The 23,858-nt window shown below is 56.7% G+C and carries 21 protein-coding genes; 7 read left to right on the forward strand and 14 right to left on the reverse strand.

The annotated features are described in order from the left end of the window. Nucleotides 1–70: 70 nt before the first annotated feature. The 8 genes from leuD to hmeg3_RS17280 all read right to left on the reverse strand — a co-directional run bounded on the left by leuD (nt 71) and on the right by hmeg3_RS17280 (nt 7,535). Nucleotides 71–718 (reverse strand): 3-isopropylmalate dehydratase small subunit, encoded by a 648-nt coding sequence (gene leuD / locus hmeg3_RS17245; protein ID WP_094564813.1) that lies wholly within the window; start codon nt 716–718, stop codon nt 71–73. A gap of 60 nt (nt 719–778) precedes the next feature. Beyond that, nucleotides 779–1,021 (reverse strand): GlsB/YeaQ/YmgE family stress response membrane protein, encoded by a 243-nt coding sequence (locus hmeg3_RS17250; protein WP_094564814.1) that lies wholly within the window; start codon nt 1,019–1,021, stop codon nt 779–781. Nucleotides 1,022–1,170: 149 nt separating this feature from the next. Then, nucleotides 1,171–1,302 (reverse strand): entericidin A/B family lipoprotein, encoded by a 132-nt coding sequence (locus hmeg3_RS17255; protein ID WP_094566420.1) that lies wholly within the window; start codon nt 1,300–1,302, stop codon nt 1,171–1,173. A gap of 22 nt (nt 1,303–1,324) precedes the next feature. Further along, nucleotides 1,325–2,725 (reverse strand): 3-isopropylmalate dehydratase large subunit, encoded by a 1,401-nt coding sequence (leuC, locus tag hmeg3_RS17260; protein WP_094564815.1) that lies wholly within the window; start codon nt 2,723–2,725, stop codon nt 1,325–1,327. A gap of 131 nt (nt 2,726–2,856) precedes the next feature. Then, entirely contained in the window at nt 2,857–3,630 is a 774-nt protein-coding gene (locus hmeg3_RS17265; protein WP_369828833.1) for a M48 family metallopeptidase, read from the reverse strand. 255 nt (nt 3,631–3,885) lie between these two features. Beyond that, a complete protein-coding gene (aroC, locus tag hmeg3_RS17270; protein WP_094564816.1) occupies nt 3,886–4,983 on the reverse strand; it encodes a chorismate synthase in 1,098 nt (365 codons plus the stop codon). A gap of 57 nt (nt 4,984–5,040) precedes the next feature. Continuing rightward, the gene (locus tag hmeg3_RS17275; RefSeq protein WP_094564817.1) at nt 5,041–6,927 is read right to left on the reverse strand and encodes an MFS transporter; all 1,887 of its coding nucleotides are present in this window, start codon (nt 6,925–6,927) and stop codon (nt 5,041–5,043) included. 158 nt (nt 6,928–7,085) lie between these two features. Then, entirely contained in the window at nt 7,086–7,535 is a 450-nt protein-coding gene (locus hmeg3_RS17280; RefSeq protein WP_094564818.1) for a CBS domain-containing protein, read from the reverse strand. Nucleotides 7,536–7,736: 201 nt separating this feature from the next. Here hmeg3_RS17280 and hmeg3_RS17285 point away from each other — a divergent pair, with 201 nt between their 5' ends. Next, on the forward strand, nt 7,737–8,057 hold the full coding sequence (locus tag hmeg3_RS17285; RefSeq protein ID WP_094564819.1) for an Mpo1-like protein: 321 nt from the start codon (nt 7,737–7,739) through the stop codon (nt 8,055–8,057). Nucleotides 8,058–8,062: 5 nt separating this feature from the next. Here the strand turns inward: hmeg3_RS17285 and hmeg3_RS17290 are convergent, their stop codons facing one another. Further along, the gene (locus hmeg3_RS17290) at nt 8,063–9,367 is read right to left on the reverse strand and encodes a YihY family inner membrane protein (RefSeq protein ID WP_094564820.1); all 1,305 of its coding nucleotides are present in this window, start codon (nt 9,365–9,367) and stop codon (nt 8,063–8,065) included. 166 nt (nt 9,368–9,533) lie between these two features. Between hmeg3_RS17290 and wrbA the strand changes: the two genes are divergently transcribed. From wrbA to hmeg3_RS17310, 4 genes are read left to right on the forward strand one after another with little or no spacing between them, the layout of a single operon-like run. Continuing rightward, nucleotides 9,534–10,145, forward strand: a complete 612-nt coding sequence (gene wrbA, locus hmeg3_RS17295) for an NAD(P)H:quinone oxidoreductase (RefSeq protein ID WP_094564821.1) — start codon at nt 9,534–9,536, stop codon at nt 10,143–10,145. Then, entirely contained in the window at nt 10,146–10,541 is a 396-nt protein-coding gene (locus hmeg3_RS17300) for a DUF2069 domain-containing protein (RefSeq protein WP_094564822.1), read from the forward strand. It begins immediately after the preceding gene. Nucleotides 10,542–10,557: 16 nt separating this feature from the next. Next, nucleotides 10,558–11,979: an FAD-binding oxidoreductase gene (locus hmeg3_RS17305; protein ID WP_094564823.1), complete on the forward strand. Its 1,422-nt coding sequence runs from the start codon at nt 10,558–10,560 to the stop codon at nt 11,977–11,979. Between the two features lie 26 nt (nt 11,980–12,005). Next, nucleotides 12,006–12,464: a DUF4124 domain-containing protein gene (locus hmeg3_RS17310; RefSeq protein WP_094564824.1), complete on the forward strand. Its 459-nt coding sequence runs from the start codon at nt 12,006–12,008 to the stop codon at nt 12,462–12,464. 95 nt (nt 12,465–12,559) lie between these two features. Here the strand turns inward: hmeg3_RS17310 and hmeg3_RS17315 are convergent, their stop codons facing one another. After that, nucleotides 12,560–14,191: a methyl-accepting chemotaxis protein gene (locus hmeg3_RS17315; protein WP_094564825.1), complete on the reverse strand. Its 1,632-nt coding sequence runs from the start codon at nt 14,189–14,191 to the stop codon at nt 12,560–12,562. 297 nt (nt 14,192–14,488) lie between these two features. Next, the gene (locus tag hmeg3_RS17320) at nt 14,489–16,576 is read right to left on the reverse strand and encodes a bifunctional diguanylate cyclase/phosphodiesterase (RefSeq protein WP_094564826.1); all 2,088 of its coding nucleotides are present in this window, start codon (nt 16,574–16,576) and stop codon (nt 14,489–14,491) included. A 300-nt stretch (nt 16,577–16,876) separates the two neighbouring features. On the opposite strand from hmeg3_RS17320, the gene hmeg3_RS17325 reads away from it, so the two are divergent. Next, nucleotides 16,877–18,127 carry a phospholipase A gene (locus tag hmeg3_RS17325; RefSeq protein ID WP_369828834.1) on the forward strand — a complete coding sequence of 417 codons (1,251 nt, stop codon included), beginning with the start codon at nt 16,877–16,879 and terminating at the stop codon, nt 18,125–18,127. Between the two features lie 66 nt (nt 18,128–18,193). Here the strand turns inward: hmeg3_RS17325 and gorA are convergent, their stop codons facing one another. Both gorA and hmeg3_RS17335 read right to left on the reverse strand, forming a co-directional pair. After that, on the reverse strand, nt 18,194–19,546 hold the full coding sequence (gene gorA, locus hmeg3_RS17330; protein ID WP_094564828.1) for a glutathione-disulfide reductase: 1,353 nt from the start codon (nt 19,544–19,546) through the stop codon (nt 18,194–18,196). A 120-nt stretch (nt 19,547–19,666) separates the two neighbouring features. After that, on the reverse strand, nt 19,667–21,286 hold the full coding sequence (locus tag hmeg3_RS17335; RefSeq protein ID WP_094564829.1) for an iron ABC transporter permease: 1,620 nt from the start codon (nt 21,284–21,286) through the stop codon (nt 19,667–19,669). A gap of 159 nt (nt 21,287–21,445) precedes the next feature. On the opposite strand from hmeg3_RS17335, the gene hmeg3_RS17340 reads away from it, so the two are divergent. Continuing rightward, nucleotides 21,446–22,531: an ABC transporter ATP-binding protein gene (locus tag hmeg3_RS17340; protein WP_094564830.1), complete on the forward strand. Its 1,086-nt coding sequence runs from the start codon at nt 21,446–21,448 to the stop codon at nt 22,529–22,531. A gap of 97 nt (nt 22,532–22,628) precedes the next feature. Here the strand turns inward: hmeg3_RS17340 and hmeg3_RS17345 are convergent, their stop codons facing one another. Further along, entirely contained in the window at nt 22,629–23,663 is a 1,035-nt protein-coding gene (locus hmeg3_RS17345; RefSeq protein WP_094564831.1) for a Fe(3+) ABC transporter substrate-binding protein, read from the reverse strand. Nucleotides 23,664–23,858 lie beyond the last annotated feature (195 nt).

Consider the following 23,858-nt stretch of genomic DNA (forward strand, 5'->3'; position numbering starts at 1 on the left):
GCATCCGGCTGATCAGAACTTCAGAAACCTGCTGCGAATATCTTGGAAGCCCAAGCCTAACTGGCTGTGCTTAGATCGTGTTTGCCAACCAAGGTTGATCGTACAGGTGACGCTCTTCAAAAGCGCGGATTTTGTCCGCTTGGCGCAATGTCAGACCGATGTCGTCCAGGCCGTTGAGCAAGCAATACTTACGGAATTCGCCGACCTCAAACGGATAAGTCTGACTACCATTGGCGGTAGTGATGATCTGTTTGTCCAGATCAATGATCAGGCGGAAACCCGGGAATGCTTTTACTTCATCGAACAGGTGGTCGATCTGCTGCTCCGACAGCACGATCGGCAGCAAGCCGTTCTTGAAGCAGTTGTTAAAGAAAATATCGGCAAAGCTCGGCGCAATCACCGCGCGGAAGCCGTATTGATCCAACGCCCATGGTGCGTGTTCGCGCGAGGAGCCGCAACCGAAATTCTTGCGTGCGATCAGGATCGACGCGCCTTGGTAGCGCGGCTGATTCAGCACAAAATCAGGATTTAGCGGGCGCTTGGAGTTGTCCATGCCCGGCTCGCCGTGATCCAGATAACGCCATTCGTCGAACAGGTTCGGACCGAAGCCGCTGCGTTTAATCGATTTCAGGAATTGCTTTGGAATGATCGCGTCGGTATCGACGTTAGCGCGGTCAAGCGGAGCAACCAAACCATCATGGACAATAAATTTATTCATGGCACTTTTATCGATGATGGATCGCCGCACTATGCGGCAATCCGGATCAGCCGATTTCTTTTATCTCTTCAACAGACGAATCAGCAACAGCAACACAACCGCGCCAACTGTCGCCACAATCAGGGAGCCCAGCAAACCGGAACCGGCGCCGATGCCCAGGAAGCTAAAGATAAAGCCCCCCAACAACGCGCCTACTATACCGACCACCAGATCGCCAATCAGGCCAAAACCGCCACCTTTGACAAACTGCCCTGCCAACCAACCGGCGGCAATACCAATCAATACGAACCAAACAACTTCCATGAAATGCCCTTAGTAAAAAACAAAAAAAACCGACACCCCACGATTGCTCGCTCTCGCCTTGCCGATACTACCTGCCACAAGCATCTTCTGATGCCCCGACCCTGACGCGCCTGCCTAAAACTTCCAACAATTGCGCCACGACCTTTTTATTATTTCTTGCTCGCGTCTTGCATCTTGTCGCCGACCTTCGCGACATCTTCACCAAAGCCATGGACGGTATTGCATGCAGTCAGAGCCAAGATAGATGCAGCCAGCAAAGCCAAAGCGATTATCTTTTTCATCATTTCACCCAAGTAAGTTTATTTACAAAGAACGGATATCAACAAAATGTCCGGCAATGCCCGCCGCCGCCGCCATTGCCGGACTCACCAGATGCGTACGACCACCGGCGCCCTGACGTCCTTCGAAATTACGATTGGACGTCGAAGCACAACGCTCGCCCGGCTCCAGACGGTCGGCATTCATCGCCAGACACATCGAACAGCCCGGCTCGCGCCATTCAAAACCGGCATCGCGGAAAATCTTGTCCAGGCCTTCGCGTTCGGCCTGCTCTTTCACCAGCCCGGAACCTGGCACCACCATCGCCAGCTTGACGTTGGACGCACGGAATTTTCCGCGCACCACCGCTGCCGCTTCGCGCAAATCTTCGATGCGCGAATTGGTGCAGGAGCCGATGAACACCTTATCGATGCGAATATCTTCAATCGGGGTATTGGGCTTGAGCGCCATGTAAGCCAGTGCCTTTTCCATACCGTCGCGCTTGGTGGCGTCTTTTTCCTTGTCCGGATCGGGGACGCGACTGTCAATGGCAACCACCATTTCCGGCGATGTACCCCAAGTCACTTGAGGCTTGATGTCAGCAGCGTTCAAGGTCACGACCATATCGAACTTGGCGCCCGGATCGGAATGCAGCGTACGCCAGTAAGTCACAGCGCGCTCCCAATGCGGACCTGATGGGGCGAACGGACGACCCTTGAGGTAATTGATCGTGGTGTCGTCAACCGCAACCATACCGGCACGCGCACCCGCTTCGATCGCCATGTTACAGACCGTCATGCGGCCTTCCATGGTCAGCGAGCGCATGGTCGAGCCGGCAAATTCAATCGCATAACCAGTGCCGCCGGCGGTGCCGATCTTGCCGATCACGGCCAGCACGATGTCTTTTGCGGTCACGCCGACAGGCAATGCGCCGTCGACCTGCACCAGCATGGCTTTTGACTTCTTGGCCAGCAGCGTTTGGGTTGCCAGGACATGCTCGACTTCCGACGTGCCGATGCCGTGCGCCAGACAGGCGAAAGCGCCGTGCGTGGAGGTGTGCGAGTCACCACAAACCACGGTCATGCCGGGCAGCGTCGCACCTTGTTCAGGTCCGATAACGTGCACGATGCCCTGCCGCTTGTCGTTCATGCCGAAATAGGTCAGGCCGTATTCCTTGGCATTGGCGTCCAGCGTTTCTACCTGCAAACGGGAGATCGGGTCGGCAATGCCGTTGGCGCGATTGGTTGTCGGCACGTTATGGTCGGCCACCACCAGATTGGCAGCATTGCGCCATGGCTGGCGACCTGCCAGCTTGAGGCCTTCAAATGCTTGCGGGCTGGTCACTTCATGCAGTAGATGACGGTCGATGTACAAAATGGCCGTTCCGTCTTGTTCTGCATGAACAACGTGAGATTCCCAAAGTTTGTCGTAAAGCGTCTTAAGCATGATGATGCGGGCGTGTAAAAGCTACGCAAGTCGTTGAAATGAGCCTTTGATTATGCCATAAACGCGCCTTTTCCGAGACGCGAATGTGGGTTTTAGAGCTGCGTTGCACAACGCTTTGCGACCACCGACGTTCAGCGGGTCTTCTTGCTTTGCTCGTAAAGCGGCATCACGCGTTGCGAATAAACCGTGAGATCACTGATGCGGTCTTCACGCGAGGGGTGCGTGGACATGAATTTCATCGGTTCGCTGCCACCGATCTGAGCCATTTTTTGCCACAGGGCAATGGCTGCGCGCGGGTCATAACCGGCACGAGCCGCCAGCTCCACACCGATGCGGTCGGCTTCGGTCTCGTGGGTACGTGAATTTGGCAAACCGACAAGACCCATATACGCGTACTGTGCACCCTGCTGCCCCAATTCGCCGACGCCCAGAATCGATGACCCAATGGAAATCAGCGACCCCGTTACGGCCTGCTCGGAGGCGCGCTCACGAGCATGCTCGCGCAAGGCGTGGGCGATTTCATGCCCCATGACGGCAGCCAGCTCATCATCGGTAATCTTCAGTTTTTCAATCAAGCCGGTGTAGACGGCGATTTTTCCGCCTGGCATGCACCAGGCATTGGCCTCAGGCGAGGTGATGACGTTGACTTCCCACTTCCACTTGACGGCATCGGGACGAAAAGCGGCAGTCTGCGGAATCAGGCGGTCGGCAATGGCGCGCACGCGGCGTACCTGAGCGGCATTCTGATTCAACGCGCCTTTCTTCTTTTGCTCATCGAGCACCTGCGCGTATTCCTTGATGGCGGCGGTATCGACCTCTTGGGCAGACAAACTCATACTTTGCTGGCGCGTGATGCCGACGGCTCCGCCTTGCGTAGTTTGCACGCTTTCGCAGGCGGCAAGCATCAACACTGCAGCAGACAAAAGAAAATGGGGAAGAAAACGAGGGAAAAGTTGTGCCAAGTGCTGCATCCGGGAATCCATGCCATCTCCATGAGAAAAATAAAAATACGGAGGAGCCTGCCCTGACCAACGCCATTCGCATTCGATTTTCTGCGCGATTCTTATTGTCGGCGCAGCGCTCCCCCATGCTTGCAGGCCATTCGACCCGCGCATGACAACTCAGTTCTGACTGCCTGGCAAAAGCCGGGAAACTTCGTCTTATTTCTGTGCGGCGATTTGCGGCGTAGACACCTTGACATCACCGCATTGCGCACGATGACGCAAAGCGTGATCCATCAAGACCAGCGCCACCATGGCTTCTGCGATAGGCGTGGCACGGATGCCGACACAAGGATCATGACGGCCATGCGTCTCGACTTCGGTCGCCTGACCGGTCTTGTCGATCGATGGGCGAGGCGAACGGATGCTCGACGTCGGTTTGATCGCGATGGACGCCGTGATGTCCTGCCCGGTCGAAATACCGCCCAGAATACCGCCGGCGTTATTACCGACAAACCCGTCAGGCGTCAACGCGTCGCCATGCTCCGTCCCCTTTTGCGCCACCGATTTAAAGCCGGCGCCAATCTCGACACCCTTGACGGCATTGATGCCCATGAGTGCATAAGCGATTTCCGCATCAAGCTTGTCGTAAATAGGTTCGCCCAGACCGACCGGCACGTTTTGCGCCACCACGTCGATGCGCGCGCCGCAGGAGTCGCCGGCCTTGCGCAGCGCGTCCATGTACTCTTCCAGTTGCGGAATCATGGTCGCGTTGGCGGCAAAGAATGGATTTTCACGCACCTGATCCCAGGATTCGAATGGGATCGCAATGTCGCCAAGCTGACTCATGCACCCTTTGAACGTTGTGCCGTATTGCTCGAACAACCACTTCTTGGCCACTGCTGCCGCACCGACCACCGGCGCTGTCAGACGCGCCGAAGAACGCCCGCCGCCGCGTGGATCGCGAATGCCGTATTTGTGCCAATAGGTGTAATCAGCGTGGCCGGGGCGGAAGGTATCGAGCAGATTGCCATAGTCCTTGCTGCGCTGATCCTGATTGCGAATCAGCAGCGCAATCGGTGTGCCGGTTGTCTTGCCTTCAAACACGCCGGAGAGAATTTCGACCGTATCCGGCTCCTGACGCTGCGTTACGTGGCGCGAGGTGCCCGGCTTGCGGCGATCCAGCTCCGGCTGAATATCCGCCTCGGACAATGCCATTCCCGGCGGACAGCCGTCGATCACGCATCCGATGGCAGGGCCATGGGATTCGCCGAAGGTGGTAACGGTAAACAGCGTGCCGAGGGTGTTGCCGGACATAGCGAAGCTCTACTTTTAATGATCTGAAGATGTGATTTTACCAGACCGGCCCAGTGACTATTTCCACTCGCCGCGCAACTCGCTCACGCGCTGCTGCAAGTATTCCGGCGTAGCCAGTTCCGCCGCAATCGGCTCGCCTACCGCCAGCTCCAGTTTCGAAAACAAGCCTCGCTTGAAGGACCGATGGAAAGGATTGCCGCTGCCGCGCGTCAGCAGGCTGCCCCACAATCCGCGCAAGGCCATCGGAAATACCTGTACCGGCGTGCGGTCGATGATCTTCTTGATGCCACCCTTGAACTCATTGATCTCACCGGTGCTGGTCAACTTGCCCTCCGGAAAGATGCAAACCAGATCGCCTTCATGCAAGGCTTGGGCAATGTCGATATAAGCCTTCTCCATCAGCCATGGATCTTCCTTGGCCGGAGCGATGGGAATCGCCTTGGCCGTACGGAAAATCCACGACAGTACCGGCGTCTTGAAGATGCGGTGATCCATGACAAAGCGGATCGGGCGCGGGCTGGCCGCCATGATCACGATGGCGTCAACGTAGCTGACGTGATTGCACACCAGCACCGCTGCACCATCCTTGGGGATCAGGTTGGCATTGACGGTACGCACACGATGGATGGTGTGGATCAGCATCCACGCCAGGAAACGCATCAGGAATTCGGGCACCAGCGAGAAAATATAGGTCGCCACAATGGCGTTCAGAATCGCCGTGACGAGGAAAATCTGTGGAATCGTGAAACCCGAGCGCAGCAGCACCATCGCCAGCAAAGCCGCGACCACCATGAACAGCGAGTTCATGATATTCATGCCGGCAATGGTGCGCGAGACGTGTTGCGGATCGCAGCGCGTCTGAATCAGCGCAAACAGCGGCACGATATACAAGCCGCCAAACACGCCGATCATCAGGCAGTCGAACAAAATACGCAGGCTGCCGTGCTGAGCGATAAAGCCGCTCATATCGACCGCTGCCGTTGCGCTGTAACTGACACTGGCGAAATACAATTCCAGACCAAACACAGACAGGCCGATGGCACCAAAAGGCACCAGCCCGATTTCAACCTTGTGACCGGACAGCCTTTCACACAGCAGCGAACCAACGCCGATCCCGACCGAAAACACCATCAGCAGCAACACAAAAACGCTGTGATCGCCGTGCAGGTAATTCTTCGCATACAGAGGAAATTGCGCCAGCACGATCGCGCCGTAAAACCAGAACCAGGAGTTACCGAGTATCGACAAGAAAACAGGACGATTACGACGCGAAAAACCGAGATTGCGCACCATTTCCGAGAATGGGTTCCAGTTGATCTTCAACTCTGGCGCAGGCGCCGGCGACAGCGGAATGGCAAGACTGGTGAGCCATCCTAAAATTGCAAAACCGATGGTTACAAAGGCGATGGTCTCCAGTCCAAATGGCTTTTGCACTACGAGCACGGCGCCCAATACCTCGCCCAGCAAAATGCCGACAAAGGTGCCCATTTCGATGACGCCATTGCCGCCGACCAGTTCCTGTGGCTTCAGCTGTTGCGGCAAATAGGCATACTTCACCGGACCAAAGATGGTCGAATGGATACCCATGCCCGCCACCGCCACCACCAGCAGCCAGAGGTGATGCGTCATCCAGCCATAGGCCGCGATTCCCATGATGACGATTTCCAGCAACTTGACGTAGCGCGCGAGACGGCCTTTTTCCATCTTGTCGGCCAACTGCCCTGCGGTCGCTGAAAACAGAAAAAACGGCAGGATGAACAAACCCGGAATCAGGTTATTGAGCAGACCGGTGTCCAGCGTGGTCCAGCTCAATGCATCGTAGGTGAGAATGGTCAGTAAGGCCGTCTTGAAAACGTTGTCATTGAGTGCGCCGAGGAATTGGGTCCAGAAAAAGGGAGCAAAACGACGCTGACCGAGCAGGGAAAACTGATTGGATTGACTCATGGAGCGAGCAGAATGGGCAAGTGGGACGAATCGGTTAAAAAAGACGCCGTTCGGATAACAAAAAACCGTTCATGACGACATGAACGGTTTCTCGGATAAGCGGCGTACCCTGTTTCAACAATACAGCAGGGACGCTGCCGATGTTTGTTTCAGCTATTTCAGCTATTTTCTTCCTCGGTCGGCCAGTCGCGGATGTATGCCTTGAGCATTTTGTTCTCAAAGCCCTGCGCATCCAGCACTGCCTTGGCGACGTCATAAAAAGACATCACGCCCAGCAGCGTCTTGGCGTCCATTACCGGCACATAGCGCGCATGCTTTTCCAACATGATGCGGCGCACTTCATTGAGGTCGGTGTCAGGAGTGACCGTGATCGGATGGTCGTCCATGTGCTTGCGCACGGTATTGGTGCCGACGGATCCGGCGTTTTCCTGAAGCGTCTTCAACACCTCGCGGAAAGTCAGCATACCGACCAGTTCACCGAATTCCATGACCACCAGCGAGCCAATGTCTTTCTCAGCCATCGCACTTACGGCTTCCGCAATTGGCGTGTCGGGGGTAACGGTGAAGAGAATGTTGCCTTTGACTTTAAGAATTTCAGAGACTTTCATGGTGTCATCCTTAAGTTATTGTGGCCTTATCGGGAATGTAGCCCATGCGTGGGCAAAAATCTACAAACCGGTGGCGGTTTCTCCATGGTACGAGGTTTGGCGTCTGCCTACAATCACCATTCCATATTAAAAATGAAATTTTTTCATTGATTACGCCCCGTAGACGGCCTACTCTGAAATAACAAGATCAAGGAGACAAGCATGCCTACCGTTCTGCAACATGAAAAGTACGCCAGCTTTGAGGAGTTCTATCTTACTTATCTCGGAGAGCATTCCAACCGTACGTGCCGTCAGCTGCATTTCGTTGGCTCCACACTGGCGCTGCTGTGCCTGGCCATGATGCTGCTAACGCACAATTTATGGTGGTTGCTTGCCGCAGCACTATCTGGCTATGGCTTTGCCTGGGTCGGCCATTTCAAGTTCGAGAAAAACCGGCCGGCGACATTCCGCCATCCCCTGTATTCCTTCATGGGGGACTGGGTGATGTATTGGCAATTGCTGACCGGTCAGATTTCGTTCTGACGGGTCTAGCGACCGGCGATCATCCCGACCTGACTTACTTCTCGCAAGTCAGGGCCGTCATGGACTTCTGAAAAATAGGATTCCAGCGTCTGATCCAACACCGCTGCGACGGCGCCATCCACGCGATTGACCAGTGAGCGATCTTCATCGACATGCGCGGCGGTATCGAATACAAACAGGCGGTATACATCGACCAACTTCAAAAACTCAGGATTGATGAGCAAGGTCCAGCGATCCAGTCCATCCACGAGGCGTTTGTTCCAGGCTGATTTCTTCGGGGCCTCACTTTTGAGTGAACCGACCCAGCCCGCGTCCAGCATTCTTTGCAGCAGGTTCTGTAACTCTTCCAACCCCATGTGCGTATGCGCGCGCAATATAGCCACGTCCACTGTCGCCGATTCGCCGTTGGCGCGAGCCTCGTGCAAAATTTTCAACACCTTCATCGCGTCGACGAATTCACTGCCGGGCGAAGCGACATGCCACCAGCGCTCATAGCGCACGATCGGCAAAGCAGCCGTCAGCAACGCGCCCACCAGCGTGATCATCCACAGCATATAGATCCACAACAGGAAGATCGGCAAGGCCGCCACCGCCCCGTACACCATGGTGTAGGTCGGGAATTTCATGACGTAGGAAGCAAACAGGCGCTTGGCGATTTCGACCGCCACGCCTGCCAGCAAACCGCCCCAGACAGCATCGCGCCAATCCACCCATTGATTAGGCACGGCGATGTACAGCAAGGTAAATGCGCTGGTCGTCAGCAGCACCGAGATCAAGGTATAAAAGCTCGCCCCGATGAATGGCACGCTGGTGACTACGCCGTTGGTCGCGGAATACAGATAAGACGTCACACTGATCGAGACGCCGATCAGCAGCGGGCCGAGCGTGATGATGGCCCAGTAGACCAGGATACGTTGCAGCAGCGGGCGGGACTTCTTGACGCGCCAGATCTGATTGAACACGCGGTCGATGGTCGCCATCGTCAGCACCGAGGTCAAAATCAGCGCCACACCGCCGACCGCCGACAGGCGCGCCGACTTTGACGAGAACTGGTTGAGGTAACCGAGAATGGTATTGGCCACGCCCTTGGGCATCAGGTTCTGGACGAAATACGCCTCCAGCGCCGAGCGGAAAGTACTGAACAGCGGAAACGCCGTAAAGATTGCCAGCGCAATCGTCAACAGCGGCACCAGCGACAGGATCGTGGTAAACGTCAGGCTGCCAGCCACTTGCGGCAAGCGGTCGTCGCTCAGCCGTTTGACGGCAAATCGGAACAAATCACGCAACTGGGTACGAGACAAGCCCTGCATAGGTTTAAAAAAAGTAAGCAAAATGAGGCAATCAAAATCATGACGGACGCTGCAGAACGATCGAACGGAGTCTGCAAAAGGACCTATCATGCACCGGAGACTTAACGAGCAAACGCGAGCATTCCAGCGGTAGCAACTGAGAATTAAAGGCCCCTATAATACCAACATGGCGAACATAACTAATACAACGATACTAGTCCTTTATTACTCGAGACACGGCTCCACCCGCAAACTGGCCGAATTGATCGCCCAGGGTGTGGAAAGCGTGCCCGGCTGCGACGCGCGCCTGCGCACCGTGCCGGCGGTCTCTACCGTAACAGAAGCCACCGAACCAGACGTGCCGAAAGAAGGCGCGCCCTACGTCGAACTGCAAGACCTGGCGCAATGCGCCGGTCTGGCGCTTGGTTCGCCGACGCGCTTCGGCAACATGGCTTCCGCGATGAAATACTTCTGGGACGGTACTGCGCCGCAGTGGTTGTCCGGCGCACTGGCCGGCAAACCGGCCTGCGTCTTCACCTCTACCGGCAGCATGCACGGCGGCCAGGAGTCGACGCTGCTGTCGATGATGATTCCCTTGCTGCATCACGGCATGCTGATCATGGGCCTGCCCTACACCCAGCCTGAGCTGATGAGCACCAGCACCGGGGGGACGCCCTACGGCGCCAGCCACTGGGCCGGCGTCAACGGTAACCAGGCGATTTCGGACGATACGCGTGCGCTGGCCATTGCACTGGGCCGGCGCCTCGCACAGAACGCCATCAAATTGCAGGAGACTTGAATGAGCTCGCAACGATTTCGCTTTTTCCATCTTGGTGCTGCTATCAGTCTGGTGGCGCTGATTGTCCTGTGCGTTGCCTGGGAACTGGTGCTGGCGCCCTTGCGGCCGGGCGGGTCGTGGATGGTGCTGAAAGTGATTCCCTTGCTGTTCCCGCTGCGTGGCGTACTCAAGCGAGACGTCTATACCATGCAATGGTCCTCGATGCTGATCCTGCTGTATTTCACCGAAGGCATCGTGCGCGCCACCAGCGACCGTGTCGCCATGTCGGTGACGCTGGGCTGGGTCGAAGTCGCCCTGAGCTGCATCTATTTCCTGTGCGCCATCCTCTACCTGCACCCGTATAAGAAAGCAGCCAAGGAAATCGCACGTCAGGCCATTCAAAAGGCCTCGCAATAATTCTCTGAGGGTCGCCATGACGGCAGCATCACCGGAAACATTCCTGCAAGCCTGCCGCGCCACCATCGGCGCTGCTTATGTCCTGACAGAAGACGCCGATACCAGCGGCTATCTCACCGATCAGCGCGGACGCTTTACCGGCAAGGCACTGGCGGTACTCAAACCCGGCAGCACCGAAGAAGTCGCGGCCATCGTCAAGCTATGCCATCAGCACCTTGTTCCGATCGTGCCGCAAGGCGGCAATACCGGTCTGGTGCTCGGCAGCGTGCCCGACACGAAAGGTAACGCGGTGCTGCTATCGCTGACGCGGCTCAATCGCATTCGCGCAATCGATCCGATCAACAACACCATGACGGTGGAGGCCGGCTGCATCCTGCAGAACATCCAGCAAGCCGCCGCCGCTGAGCAGCGCCTATTCCCGTTGTCGCTGGCGGCCGAAGGCAGCTGCACCATCGGCGGCAACCTGTCGACCAATGCCGGTGGCACAGGCGTTCTACGCTACGGCAATACGCGCGAACTCTGTCTAGGCGTCGAAGTCGTGACCGCGCAAGGCGATGTCATGAGCAGCCTGCGCGGCCTGCGCAAAGACAACACCGGCTACGACCTGCGCGACCTCTTCATCGGCGCGGAAGGCACGCTGGGCATCATCACCGCCGCCGTGATCAAACTTTTTCCGCAACCGAAGGCGCAGGTCACTGCGCTCGCTGCATTGCGCACGCCGGAGCACGCATTGCGTCTGCTGAGCCTGGCGCAGGCACGCTGTGGCGCGGCGCTGACCGGCTTCGAATTAATGTCGGATTTTTGCCTGCAACTGGTAGCCAAACATTTTCCGCCGCATCGCGCGCCGTTCGACAAGCCGCATGCGCAATACGTCCTGTTGGAGTTGTCGGACAGTGAGTCGGAGGCCCACGCCGCCGACATGTTTGAAGCCGTCATCGGCGAGGCGCTGGAGCAAGAACTGATTGACGATGCCGTCATCGCAACATCGATCGCACAATCGAAAACGCTATGGCAATTGCGCGAACATATTTCGATGGCGCAGGCGCATGAGGGCAAGAACATCAAGCACGACATCTCGGTTCCGATCTCACGCATCGGAGAATTCATTCGCGTCACCGATGTGCTGGTGCAGGAGACTTCACCGGGCTGCCGGATGGTGACCTTTGGCCATCTCGGCGACGGCAACCTGCATTACAACGTGTCGCCACCGGAAGGTGTGAAAGACATCGACTTCATCGCTCAACAAGAAAAGATCAATCGCACGGTGCACGACAGCGTCGATAAATTCGGCGGCTCGATCTCGGCAGAACACGGTTTGGGCGCACTCAAACGCGAAGAAATCCTGCGTTATAAATCTCCGGTAGAACTACAGCTGATGCGCACCATCAAACAGGCGCTGGATCCTCATTCGTTGATGAATCCAGGAAAAGTCATCTGACCGCGCCTTCTCTCGGAGTTTTGCCTATGCAGCACGCCTCACCTCTTTGGCTTTCCGCCACCCTGTCCCTGAGCCTGTTCGTCGCCACGCCGGCATGGGCAATCTACAAGTGTGAAGCGGATGGAAAAGTGACCTATAGCGACGCCGCCTGCACCAACGCGAAAACGATCAATGTCGACACCAGCAAAGGAAACACCGGTATCTCACCGCCCCAAGCCGTCCAAAACAAGACCGAATCACAGCGGCTGGCGCGCGAGCGCACGAAGACTGATAAACAGCAAATCAAGGCACAACAAAAAGCCGAGCGTGAAGCCGCCCGCGCCAAACTGGTGGAAGACAAACAGAAGCGGAAATGCGCCCAACTGGCGCAACGCAAGAAGTGGGCGGATGACGACGTACGCACCGCCACTATAAAAAATCTGGAAAAAGCGCGCCGCAAGAGTTCGCGCGTGAATGACCAATATCAGGCGGAATGCCCTGCCTGAAAAAGCAGGCCGCCGCTGTGCAGTCAATCACTGCAACAACGACGGCCTGGCTCCCCTTCCCCCGAAGTTTCCCGCTCTTCCCCGCTCTTCCCCGATTACTCCAGACGTGGCGCAGGATTGATATCAATCGTGCGACGCGAATTTGATGCCCCCGGCGCACCAAGGCTGCCGGTACTGGTTATATTGAACACGCTGACGAGCTGAGCCAGCTTGCCGGCCTGCTCTTGCATGGACTGCGCAGCCGCGGCGGCTTGTTCCACCAGCGCCGCATTTTGCTGAGTGCTTTCGTCCATCAGGGTGATGGCGCGATTGACCTCTTCGATGCCGGTGCTTTGTTCTTGGCTGGCCGAACTGATCTCGCCGACGATGTCGGTCACGCGCTTGACGCTGGCTACGACTTCTTCCATGGTCGATCCGGCCTGCTCCACCAGTTTGCTGCCGGTACCGACTTTTTCCACAGAATCATCGATGAGCGATTTGATCTCCTTCGCCGCTGCCGCAGAACGTTGCGCCAGACTGCGCACTTCGCTCGCAACCACTGCGAAGCCACGTCCCTGTTCGCCGGCTCGGGCAGCTTCCACCGCAGCGTTCAAGGCCAGAATATTGGTCTGGAAAGCAATGCCGTCGATGACGCTGATGATGTCGACGATCTTCTTCGACGAGTCGTTGATCGAGCTCATGGTGGCAATCACCTGGCCGACGACGCTGCCGCCCTGAACCGCGACTTCCGATGCCGATACGGCCAGTTGATTGGCCTGGCGCGCGTTGTCGGCGTTTTGCTTGACGGTCGAGGTCAGCTCTTCCATCGCGGAGGCGGTTTCCTCCAGTGAGCCGGCCTGTTGCTCGGTACGCGCAGACAAATCCAGATTACCGCTGGCGATCTGGCTCGATGCAGTGGCAATCGTGTCGGTGCCGGTACGCACATTGCCGACAATGTTGCGCAGGCTGACATTCATGTCCTTGAGCGCCTGCAGCAACTGGCCGGTTTCGTCCTTGGTGCCAACCGTGATTTCGCCAGACAGATCGCCTTCAGCGACGCGGCGTGAAATGCCGACCGCGGTATTGAGCGGACGCGTGATGCCGGTCGTCAGATACCAGGCGCAGATCACCCCCATTGCCAGCACCAGCACTTCCAGCACGATCAGCAGGTTGGCGCTTTCCGAGGCGATTTCCGAGACATGCTGATTGAGTTCGTTGATGGTTTTACGCTGCAGTTCAAGCAGGTTTTCTACTTCCGTCTGATACAGCTTTGCCGCCGGCATGAAATCCTTTTCCAGCGCGGCGGCGATCATCACCGGATCCGGATTGGGCTCGGCTTTGGCCTTGTAAATCACGTCACGCGTGGCCAGATACACTTTACGCAGCGCCATGATTTTTTCATAGAGCTGCTTTTCCTGATCGTTGGAGATCAACTCGAAAATCTTCTTTTGCAACTCGCCCGAGATGCGCGTGGCTTCATCGGTTTCCGGCTTGAAGAAGGCGCTCAGCGCCGGATCCGAACTCTTGGCGACCGCGGTTGTTCGGCGAATCCCCGCATACGTGTGCCGATACCAGTCGCCGATCATGCGCTCCTTGGCCAGCGGTATGTCCATCATGGACTGCGTCGCCTTGGCGACGCTTTGCAAACGCCATACGCCGATGCCGGCAATCACGATGGACAAGCCCAAAATCACTGCAAACCCCAACCCCAGACGCTTGCCGATCTTCATATTTCCGATGATGTTCATTTCCCCTCCTGACATTCATTAAAGACAGGCAATATTAATTTTTTATTAACAACTCTCTAGCACCTACTGCCCATAATGATCCCAACAAAGAGGATTGAATTCGGGGAACAGCGATTGAGTGCCACGTCTGTTCGTGGCTTGCAGAGCTTGCATTGACAACCGGCAACAGCCGTCAGGCACGACCGCATCGCAGCATCCGGGATGCTATCCCGGTGCCGGCAAGTGATGAAATGGAAGATGAGGACGATGAAGGGAGACTGAGCAGCGAAGGCTGCACAGCCAATAATCCAAGAACGATCAGAGGGGTTGAACGACGCTGTTTTGCAGATTGGAGGTCGCTTCCAGGAATTTCTCCGGCGTCATTGGACGCCCCATCAGGTAGCCTTGCAACGCATCGCAGCCAACCGAGGTCAGAAAATCCTGTTGTTTTGTGGTTTCGACACCTTCCGCGACGATGCGCAAGTTCAATGTACGGCCCAGCGCCACGATAGCGGAAATGATCGCTGCATCGTCGTTGCCATCCGAGAGGTCGCGCACAAAGCCGCGATCAATCTTCAGTTCATTGGCAGGCAAACGCTTCAAGTACAGCAAGCTGGAATAGCCGGTGCCAAAATCGTCGATGGAGATATCGACGCCCAGATCAGAAATCTTTTGCAAGGTTTTCAGGCTGTTTTCCGCGTCGTGCATGGCGGTCGATTCAGTGACCTCCAGCGTCAGGCAACGCGCCGGCAAGCCATGACGTGACAGGGTATCTTTGACCAGGTCAATCAGATCAGCATGCGCAAACTGCAAGGCTGATAAATTGACAGCGATGGTCCAGTCTTGGTGCCCCATGTCGAACCATACCTTCATCTGGCGACAGGCTTCATTCAAGACCCACTCGCCGATCGGCACGATCAGGCCCGAGCGTTCCGCCAGGCCAATGAACTCATCCGGCCCGACCAGTCCATGCGTGGGATGCTGCCAGCGCAAGAGCGCCTCAGCGCCTAGCACCGGTCCACTCGGCGAATTGAATTTGGGCTGGTAGTGCAGCACGAATTCCTTGCGTTCCAGCGCCATGCGCAGATCTTGCAGCCATTGCAGCTGGTTGTGCGCGTTGACATTCATCGACGCTTCAAAGAAGTGATAGCCATTCCGCCCGGCACGCTTGGTGTGATACATCGCGGCATCGGCATTGACGACCAGATCATGGCGGTTGTTGCCGTCTTCCGGATAGATGGCGATACCGATGCTGGCCGACACGCGCAGGTCGTGTTTCTGGACGTGGAAACTTTCGTTGACGATGTTCACCAGCTTGTCTGCAATCGTCATTGCATCGTCGGGTTCTTTCAGCTCCACCAGCATGACGAACTCGTCGCCGCCCAGACGCGCGACGGTATCCTGTGCTCGCATGACCGAACAGATGCGCTTGGCGACTTCCACCAGCAGCAAATCGCCGACATGATGACCGAGCGAATCGTTGATCGCCTTGAAACCATCCAGATCGCAAAACATCAAGGCGAAATGCCCCTGCTCGCGTGACGCCTTGTTGATGGCCTGATTCAGCCGGTCTTCCAGCAGAGTGCGATTCGGCAGTTTGGTCAGATTGTCGTGCAACACCAGTTGTGTCAATTCTTCGTTGGCTTCGGCCAATGAGCGCGCCAGCTTGGCCGTGCGCGACTCCAGGCGCGCATCGAGCAACGACGTCAGCAAAGCGATCGTCAATACCGCCAGCGTCACCACAATAATCAAAATCGCCAGCCAGCCGGGGCTTACCCCATCCCTTACCGCGAGGCAGATGCTGTCGCCAGGAAAATTGGCGGCCGCCATCCCGGAATAGTGCATACCGACGATGGCGATACCCATCACCACTGCCGCACCGGCGCGAGCAAATTTGACGTGAGGCGTGTTCTTGCGCAGATGGAATGCGATCCACAACGCTGCAGCAGATGCTCCCACAGCGATAAGTATCGATGCTGCAAACCACCACGGATCGTAATGGATGGCGGGATTCATCAACATCGCCGCCATGCCGGTGTAATGCATGGCGGCGATGCCCAAGCCCATTGCCAATGCACTGTTGAGCAGACGGCGCATCGGCAGTTCCGGACGGCTCACAATCCAGAGCGCAAAGCCGGAGACCGCGACAGCGATCAATAAAGAGAGGAAGGTAATCCAGGGGTCATACCCGAGATCAATAGGCAGGCGGAAAGCCAGCATGCCGACGAAATGCATCGACCAGATACCAATACCCATCGCCACCGCACCACCGATCAGCCAGGAGCGGCCGGCATAATCGCGCGTCGAGTTGATCCGTTCGGTCATGTCCAAGGCTGTATAAGAGGCCAGAACTGCGACCAGCAGGGACACGGCAACGAGCAAACTATCGTAAGAAGCGGATAACATGATGAGATGGGAAAACTGACTAAAAAACAACTTTTTGCGTAACTATTTGGATAGCTTATCCACATTATCCCGCAGAACGACCGTTCTAATTTGAAGAAACCCTCAAAACGGCACCCTTTACATACTTCAACGTATGAATCGTCGGATTCGAGCAACTTTCCTTATCGAAATTACTCCATATGGCTGATGTTCGCTTATCAATCCATATTAAATCGACAAAAAAGATCAACAATGACAAAGAAGCCTCCCGCCCCCCATTTGCCGTTATGGAAACAACTTTCTCCAATTACATTGCACACCTTGCAACGAGCACTGCTTGCCGCAGGTGCTTTAACTATCACGCAGAGTGCAATTGCCGGCATCTCCGTCCTGCAACCACCTAAAGTCATTGACGGCAACAAACCGTTTGTCCTGACACTCATGGTCAGCGAAGACGAACAAGCGTCGCAGGCTTACGCTTTGCCTGATGATCTGGTGATTGCGGCATCGGCCGACATGACACCACCGGTCCAGGTGCATTTGAAACGCAATGGCGACGGCCCCGGCCAATTCACCCTGCAACGCGGCGAATTCCGCAAAGTCAGCTACAGCGCCGAGTTGCCCAAATACCTGCGTGGCGTCGTACGTATCGAAACCGTCGGCGTTGATGCTTCGCCGGTGCTGGTTGCCATCGTCCGCGCCAAGCCCGGTAACGAACAGGTGGCCGATGCCAGTGTCGCGGCGACGGCTACCAGCGTCGAGGGTGGCGCAGCAACCCCGTCTGCTTCCGTTATCACCCCCGGCGCCAGTACCAGTCCTATCGGCATCGCACCGGCAGCCGAGGACCTGATCAACATCCCACGCCTGTCGTTCAACGAACCGATGTATCTTGCAGCGGGCAACAGCGGTGGCAATCGCAACGCCAAGTTCCAGCTGAGTTTCAAGTTCCGCCTCTTCCAGCCTGACGACATGCGCTCGCGCGGGCTGATCGACAATCTGTATTTCGGCTATACCCAGTTCTCGCTGTGGGATCTGCAAAGCCCGTCATCGCCCTTCCGCGACACCAACTACCGGCCAAGCCTGTATTACTATCTGCCGGACGTCGGCATCCATAACAGCATACTGAGCCGCGTCTCCATTGCGAGCGGTCTGGAACATGAGTCAAACGGCCGCGATGGTCCGCAATCTCGCGGCCTGAATATCTTCTTCGTACAACCGACGCTCACCTTCGGCAATCTCAACGACTACCAATTCCGCATCTCGCCGAAGATCTACACCTACCTTGGCCCGCTGTCGGACAATCCCGATATCGGCCAATATCGCGGCCATGCGGATTTAAAACTGGCAGTCGGCAAGCCGGATGGAGTGGAATTCTCGACCACACTGCGCAAGGGCACCCGCAGCAATACCGGCAGCGCAGATTCGACGTTGTCCTATCCCCTGTCAAGGCTGATTTCCGGCACCGCCGGTTATCTGATGGCGAGTTATTTCTACGGCTACGGCGAGAGCTTGCTGACATATAACCAGAAGTCGACGCCGCAGTTCAGGATCGGCTACAGCCTGTCCCGCTAAGCGCTAACCGCCAGACGCTTGCAGAGACCGTCCAGGTCTCTGCTGCGGCGGAGACCTTCAGAAGGCTTATGCCACCGGCGTACGCATCGTGACAAATTCTTCCGCCGACGTCGGATGAATCCCGATTGTTGCGTCGAACTGCGCTTTGGTGGCGCCGCATTGCAACGCTACCGCAAAGCCCTGCACAATCTCGCCGGCATCCGCGCCGACCATGTGCACACCAAGCACGCGGTCGCTTTTCGCATCCACGACCAGCTTCATGAAAGTACGTTCGCTGTTGCCACTAAGGGTGTGCTTGAGCGCCTTGAATTCTGATTTGAAAATACGCAGCTCGCCAACCTGCTTGCGCGCATCCTCCTCACTCAGGCCGACCGTGCCGACGTTGGGATGGCTGAACACGGCAGTCGGGATATTGGCGTAAGACATTTCCTTCCCGCCCTTGTTGAACAGGCGCGCAGCAACGACCATACCCTCTGCCAGTGCAACCGGCGTCAACGCAACGCGGTCGATAACGTCGCCGATAGCATGGATAGAAGGAACGCTGGAGATAAAATTGTCATCGACTTTAACCGCGCCCTTGTCGGTCAGCACAACACCCGCTTTTTCCAGGCCGATGCCGGCGGTGTTGGCATGACGGCCGGTCGCGAATAGCACGCAGTCGGCGTCGATCGTGGCGCCGTCGCTCAGCGTGACCTGCTTGGCGTCGCCCACGGCCTTCAGCGCTTCGATATTGTTTTCAAACAAAATCTTCATGCCCTTCTTGCGCATCTCTTCAGCCAGAAAAACGCCCAGCTCGCTGTCCATGCCGCGCAGCAGATGCTTGCCGCGATAGACAAGAGTAACGTCGCTGCCCAGACCATTAAGGATGGATGCCAGCTCCACGGCGATATAACCGCCGCCCAACACCACTGCACGCTTGGGCAACGCGGTCAGGTGGAAGAAATCGTCGGACACAATGCCAAGTTCCTTGCCAGGAATATCCGGCACGGTCGGATGGCCACCGGTGGCGACCAGAATGTGCGCCGCAGTGTAGCGCTTGCCGTTGACGACGACGGTGTGAGCGTCTTCGACGGTGGCGTAGCCTTCGACGATGTCGACCTTGGCGCCATCAAGAATCTTGCGATAGATACCATTGAGGCGAGCGATTTCCTTGTCCTTGCTGGCGATCAGCGCCTGCCAGTCAAATCTGCTCTCGCCCACTGTCCAGCCGAAGCCGGCGGCATCGGCAAAATCGTCATGAAAATGTGCGCTGTACGACATCAGTTTTTTGGGGATGCAGCCGACGTTGACGCAGGTGCCGCCAAGATTCTTGCTCTCGGCAATCGCCACGCGTGCACCGTATTGCGACGCAAACCGGCTGGCGCGCACGCCACCGGAACCGCCGCCGATGGTGAACAGATCGTAATCGTATTGGCTCATGTTTTCCTCATCTCATTCAGGATTTATGCAAAATTGTCCCAGCTAGGCGTGCCGACGAAGGCAGTACAACTGTACGACTAGGAGGCATAACGACGCTGGGGCAGTTTTGCATAAATCCCCTTATCGATTATTTAATGCCCGCGTGACCAACAGCACCGGGATCAGGCCAACCACAACAATGCTCAATGCCGGCAATGCCGCTTCACCAAGACGCTCGTCGCGTGCCAGGTTGTGCGCAATGACTGCCAGCGTATCGGTGTTGAAAGGACGCAGCAGCAGCGTTGCCGGTAACTCTTTCACCACATCGACAAACACCATCAGTGCGGCCGTTGCCAGCGAACGCCACAGCAAAGGCATATGCAGCTTTTGCACGATGCGGCGGCGCGATGTTCCCATGGTGCGCGCCGCTTCGTCGAAACTCAGCGGGATACGTGTGTAGCCGGCTTCCACCGACTGCACCGCAACGGCCGTAAAGCGTACCAGATACGCGTAAATCACGCCGAGCGAGGTTGCCGTCAACCAGACGCCCGCCATGCTGCCTGGAAACACCGCCTGCAGCCATGCAATCGGCAACAGAATACCAATGGCGATCACCGACCCGGGAATCGCGTAGCCCATCGAGGCAATACGTGCGACCACGCGCAAAAATCCGTATTTGAAACGAGGCAGATCACCGGCACGCTGTGCGAAGCACAAAGCCAGCGCCAGCACGATTGCAATCGCCGCCGCAATACCGCCAAAGCGGAAGCTGTTCCAGGTCCAGCCCGCATAGCGAAGCAGATTGGTCGCCAGCGACATCTCGCTCTCGCGCCACATCAGTTGCAACAATATCAGCATGGGCAAGACGAAACCCAGCACGATCGGCGTCGCGCACACCAGCCACGCGGCGACCGCTTTGACGCCATGCAATTGCGGCAGGCGCGACTCTGCACCGCCATCACCGTTACCACCGTGACGATTGCCGCGCACCGAAGAGAACCGCATGCGCTGCTGTTCGCGACGCTCCAGCCAAAGCAGCACGGCGACAAACAGCAACAGCAAGGACGCATACTGCGCCGCGGCGATGCGGTCATCCATCACCATCCATGCTTTGTAAATACCGGTTGTGAACGTGGTCAGGCCGAAATAGGCGCTCACGCCGTAATCCGCCAGCGTCTCCATCAATGCCAGCGCAGCGCCAGCCATCAGTGCCGGACGCGCCAACGGCAATGCCACTCTATAGATGCGCTCATGCGGCGGCGTGCCAAGCAAGCGCGCGGCTTCCATCAGATGCACGCCGCGCTCACTCAAGGCATTGCGTGCCAACAGATAAGCGTAGGGATACAGCGTAAAGACGAACAGAAAAATCGCGCCCGACAAACTACGCACATCGATGCGGAATCCAGGAAACATATCGCGCAGGCTACTTTGCACCATGCCGGCATACTGCAAAAAATCGGTGTATGCGTACGCGGAAACATACGCCGGCATCGCCATCGGCAGCAGCAAAGCCCACGACAGAAAACGTTTGCCGCGAAACTCGAACAAGCTGATCGCCACCGCCGTCGCGGCGCCGACCAGAATGACACCTGCGGTGACGAACAGCGCCAGCCAGCCTGAGGTCGCCAGATATCCCGGCAAGACGGTCTGCACCTGCTGCCTGATCGCATCAATGCCGGCGGCATCCAGGTGCAACCATGCACCCGCGATGCCGAGGATGGGCAGGGAAATCAGTAAGGCAATCAGACCGATGAAATACATAAATGAGCCGATAAAAAACAGGCAAAAAAGAGAATACAAAAAGAGATACAACAGCACCGAATATCGGCAAGCACCGACAACGATGCGCTACACTTGCAGACGATTCTCAACGCTTCATCACTCTTCACAACCCGCGAATTGTAACGACAAAGGCCCACGATGTTCCTGCAAATTGATCACGTCAGCATCAGTTATCCGCGCGCCTCTGCGCCCGCGGTGCAATCGGTTGCCCTGACATTGCAGGCCGGACAGCTGGGCGTGCTGATCGGCCCCTCCGGCAGCGGCAAGACGACGCTGCTGCGCGCCATCGCCGGACTTGAACACCCGCAATCCGGTCGCATTCTTCTTGACGGGCAAGTACTGGACGGCCCCGGCATTCGCCTCGCCGCCGAAGAACGCCGCATCGGCATGGTATTCCAGGACTTTGCACTGTTCCCGCATCTCAGCATCGAAGCCAATATCGGTTTCGGCTTGCGTCAGGAGCATGGCAGCAAACAACAACGCCGCCAGCGCGTGCAAGAGATGCTGGAGCTGGTCGGCCTGGCCGGCATGGAAGAGAAATTCCCACATCAGTTATCCGGCGGGCAGCAACAGCGAGTCGCCCTCGCCCGCGCGTTGGCGCCGCAACCACGTCTGTTGCTGTTGGACGAACCTTTCTCCAGCCTCGACGTCGAATTGCGCGAACGACTGGCCGAGGACGTGCGCCGCATTCTCAAGCAAGCCGGCATCACCGCGTTGATGGTGACGCACGACCAGATGGAAGCGTTTGCCGTCGGCGATGTCGTCGGCGTCATGCAGCAGAGCCGACTGGAGCAATGGGACGAGCCTTACGCGCTCTACCATCGCCCCGCCACACGCTTTGTCGCCGACTTCATCGGCCATGGCATCTTCGTGCCTGGTGCATTGGTCAGCGATTCCGGCGTCACGGCGATGGACACCCCGCTGGGCAAACTACACGACGTGGCCCACATGCTTGACAGCTTGCAATCCGAAACCGCACACGGTCTGCCATTCGATGTCTTGCTGCGTTCCGATGACATCGTGCATGACGACTTGTCGCCGTTCAAGGCGCGCATCGTGCGCAAGTCATTCCGTGGCGCCGATTTTCTCTACACGCTGCAACTCGACGACGGCATTGAGCTGCTGTCGCTGGTTCCCTCGCATCACGATCACGCCATCGGCGAAGCGATCGGCATCCGGCTCGACGTCAATCACGTCGTGGCATTTCCACGCGCCGCCACATAACGTAACCTGATTCGTTTTGGTCGTAAAAAAGCACCGGGGATCTTAACCTTCCGGTGCTTTTCAATTTCAGCGCAACGACATGAAAGCCGTATTGCGATTACTTGTAGCCGACGCGATCCAGAATCTGCAGCACCTTCTGTTGATTGCGACCAGTGGCAGCGACATCGATCACTTCCGCCTTGAATGGCCCCAACGTGTCGAGCGCGGCATTACCGGTCTTCACGCTTTTGACTGCAGGCCATTCGTTATTGCCTTCGGCGAAATAGCGCTGCGCGTCGTCGCTGGACAGATACTCCAGAAATTTCACGGCATCAGCCTTGTGCGGAGCGTGCTTCGCCACGCCTGCACCAGCGATATTGACGTGCGCGCCAAAGCTCTTCTGATTCGGCCAGACCACGCCAAATTTGCTGACGATAGCGATGTCTTCCGGTTTGGTCGACTTCATCAGCCGTGCCACATAGTAGGAGTTGGAAATCGCCACGCCGCATTCGCCGGACGCCACCGCCTTGATCTGATCGGTGTCACCACCTACAGGGGTGCGTGCCATATTGGCGACCATGCCCTTGAGGATAGCTTCCGTCTTGGCTTCGCCAACGTGCTCATACAGTGCGCCAAACAGCGACACATTGTAAGGATGCGAGCCGGAACGGGTGCACAACTTGCCCTTGTTCTTCGGGTCGGCCAACGACTCGTAGGTGTCGACGTCTTCCGGCTTCACGTTTTGCTTGTTGTAGACGATCACGCGGGCGCGCGTCGAAAAACCGAACCATTGCGAACCCTGGCCGTCGTCCTTGCCGCGCAAATTGGCGGGGATACGCGATTCCAGCACACTGGACTTCACCGGTTGGAACAGGCCGTCGTTCTCACCGCGCCACAGACGGGCGGCGTCGACCAGCAGAATCACATCGGCTGGACTTGCAGTACCTTCGCTTTTGAGACGCGCCAGGATACCGGCGTCATCGGCGTCGACACGGTTGATCTTGATACCGGTTGCCTTGGTGAAGTTGCCATACAAGGCTTCGTCAGTCTGATAGTGGCGCGCGGAGTAAAGGTTGATTACCTTTTCCTGGGCGAACGCGCCGACCGAGGTTGTCGCCAACACCATTCCTGCAACAAAAGTACGCAAAAACATGAACTTATCCCTTTCTGCTGGTTGATCAGTCTATCTGACAGCCCTCGGCATTTCTTCGAAAACATCGAAAAAACCATGTCCGACGGCTGCAAAGACGAACGGAATATAGCACAAATGAGAATAGTTCTTGTTTTAAATTCAGCTTTTTGTCAGGATTTGAAAAATAAAAATTTATAACCAACAACAAGCTGCCGA

The sequence above is a fragment of the Herbaspirillum sp. meg3 genome, from assembly GCF_002257565.1.
In the GTDB taxonomy this organism is placed as follows: domain Bacteria; phylum Pseudomonadota; class Gammaproteobacteria; order Burkholderiales; family Burkholderiaceae_D; genus Herbaspirillum.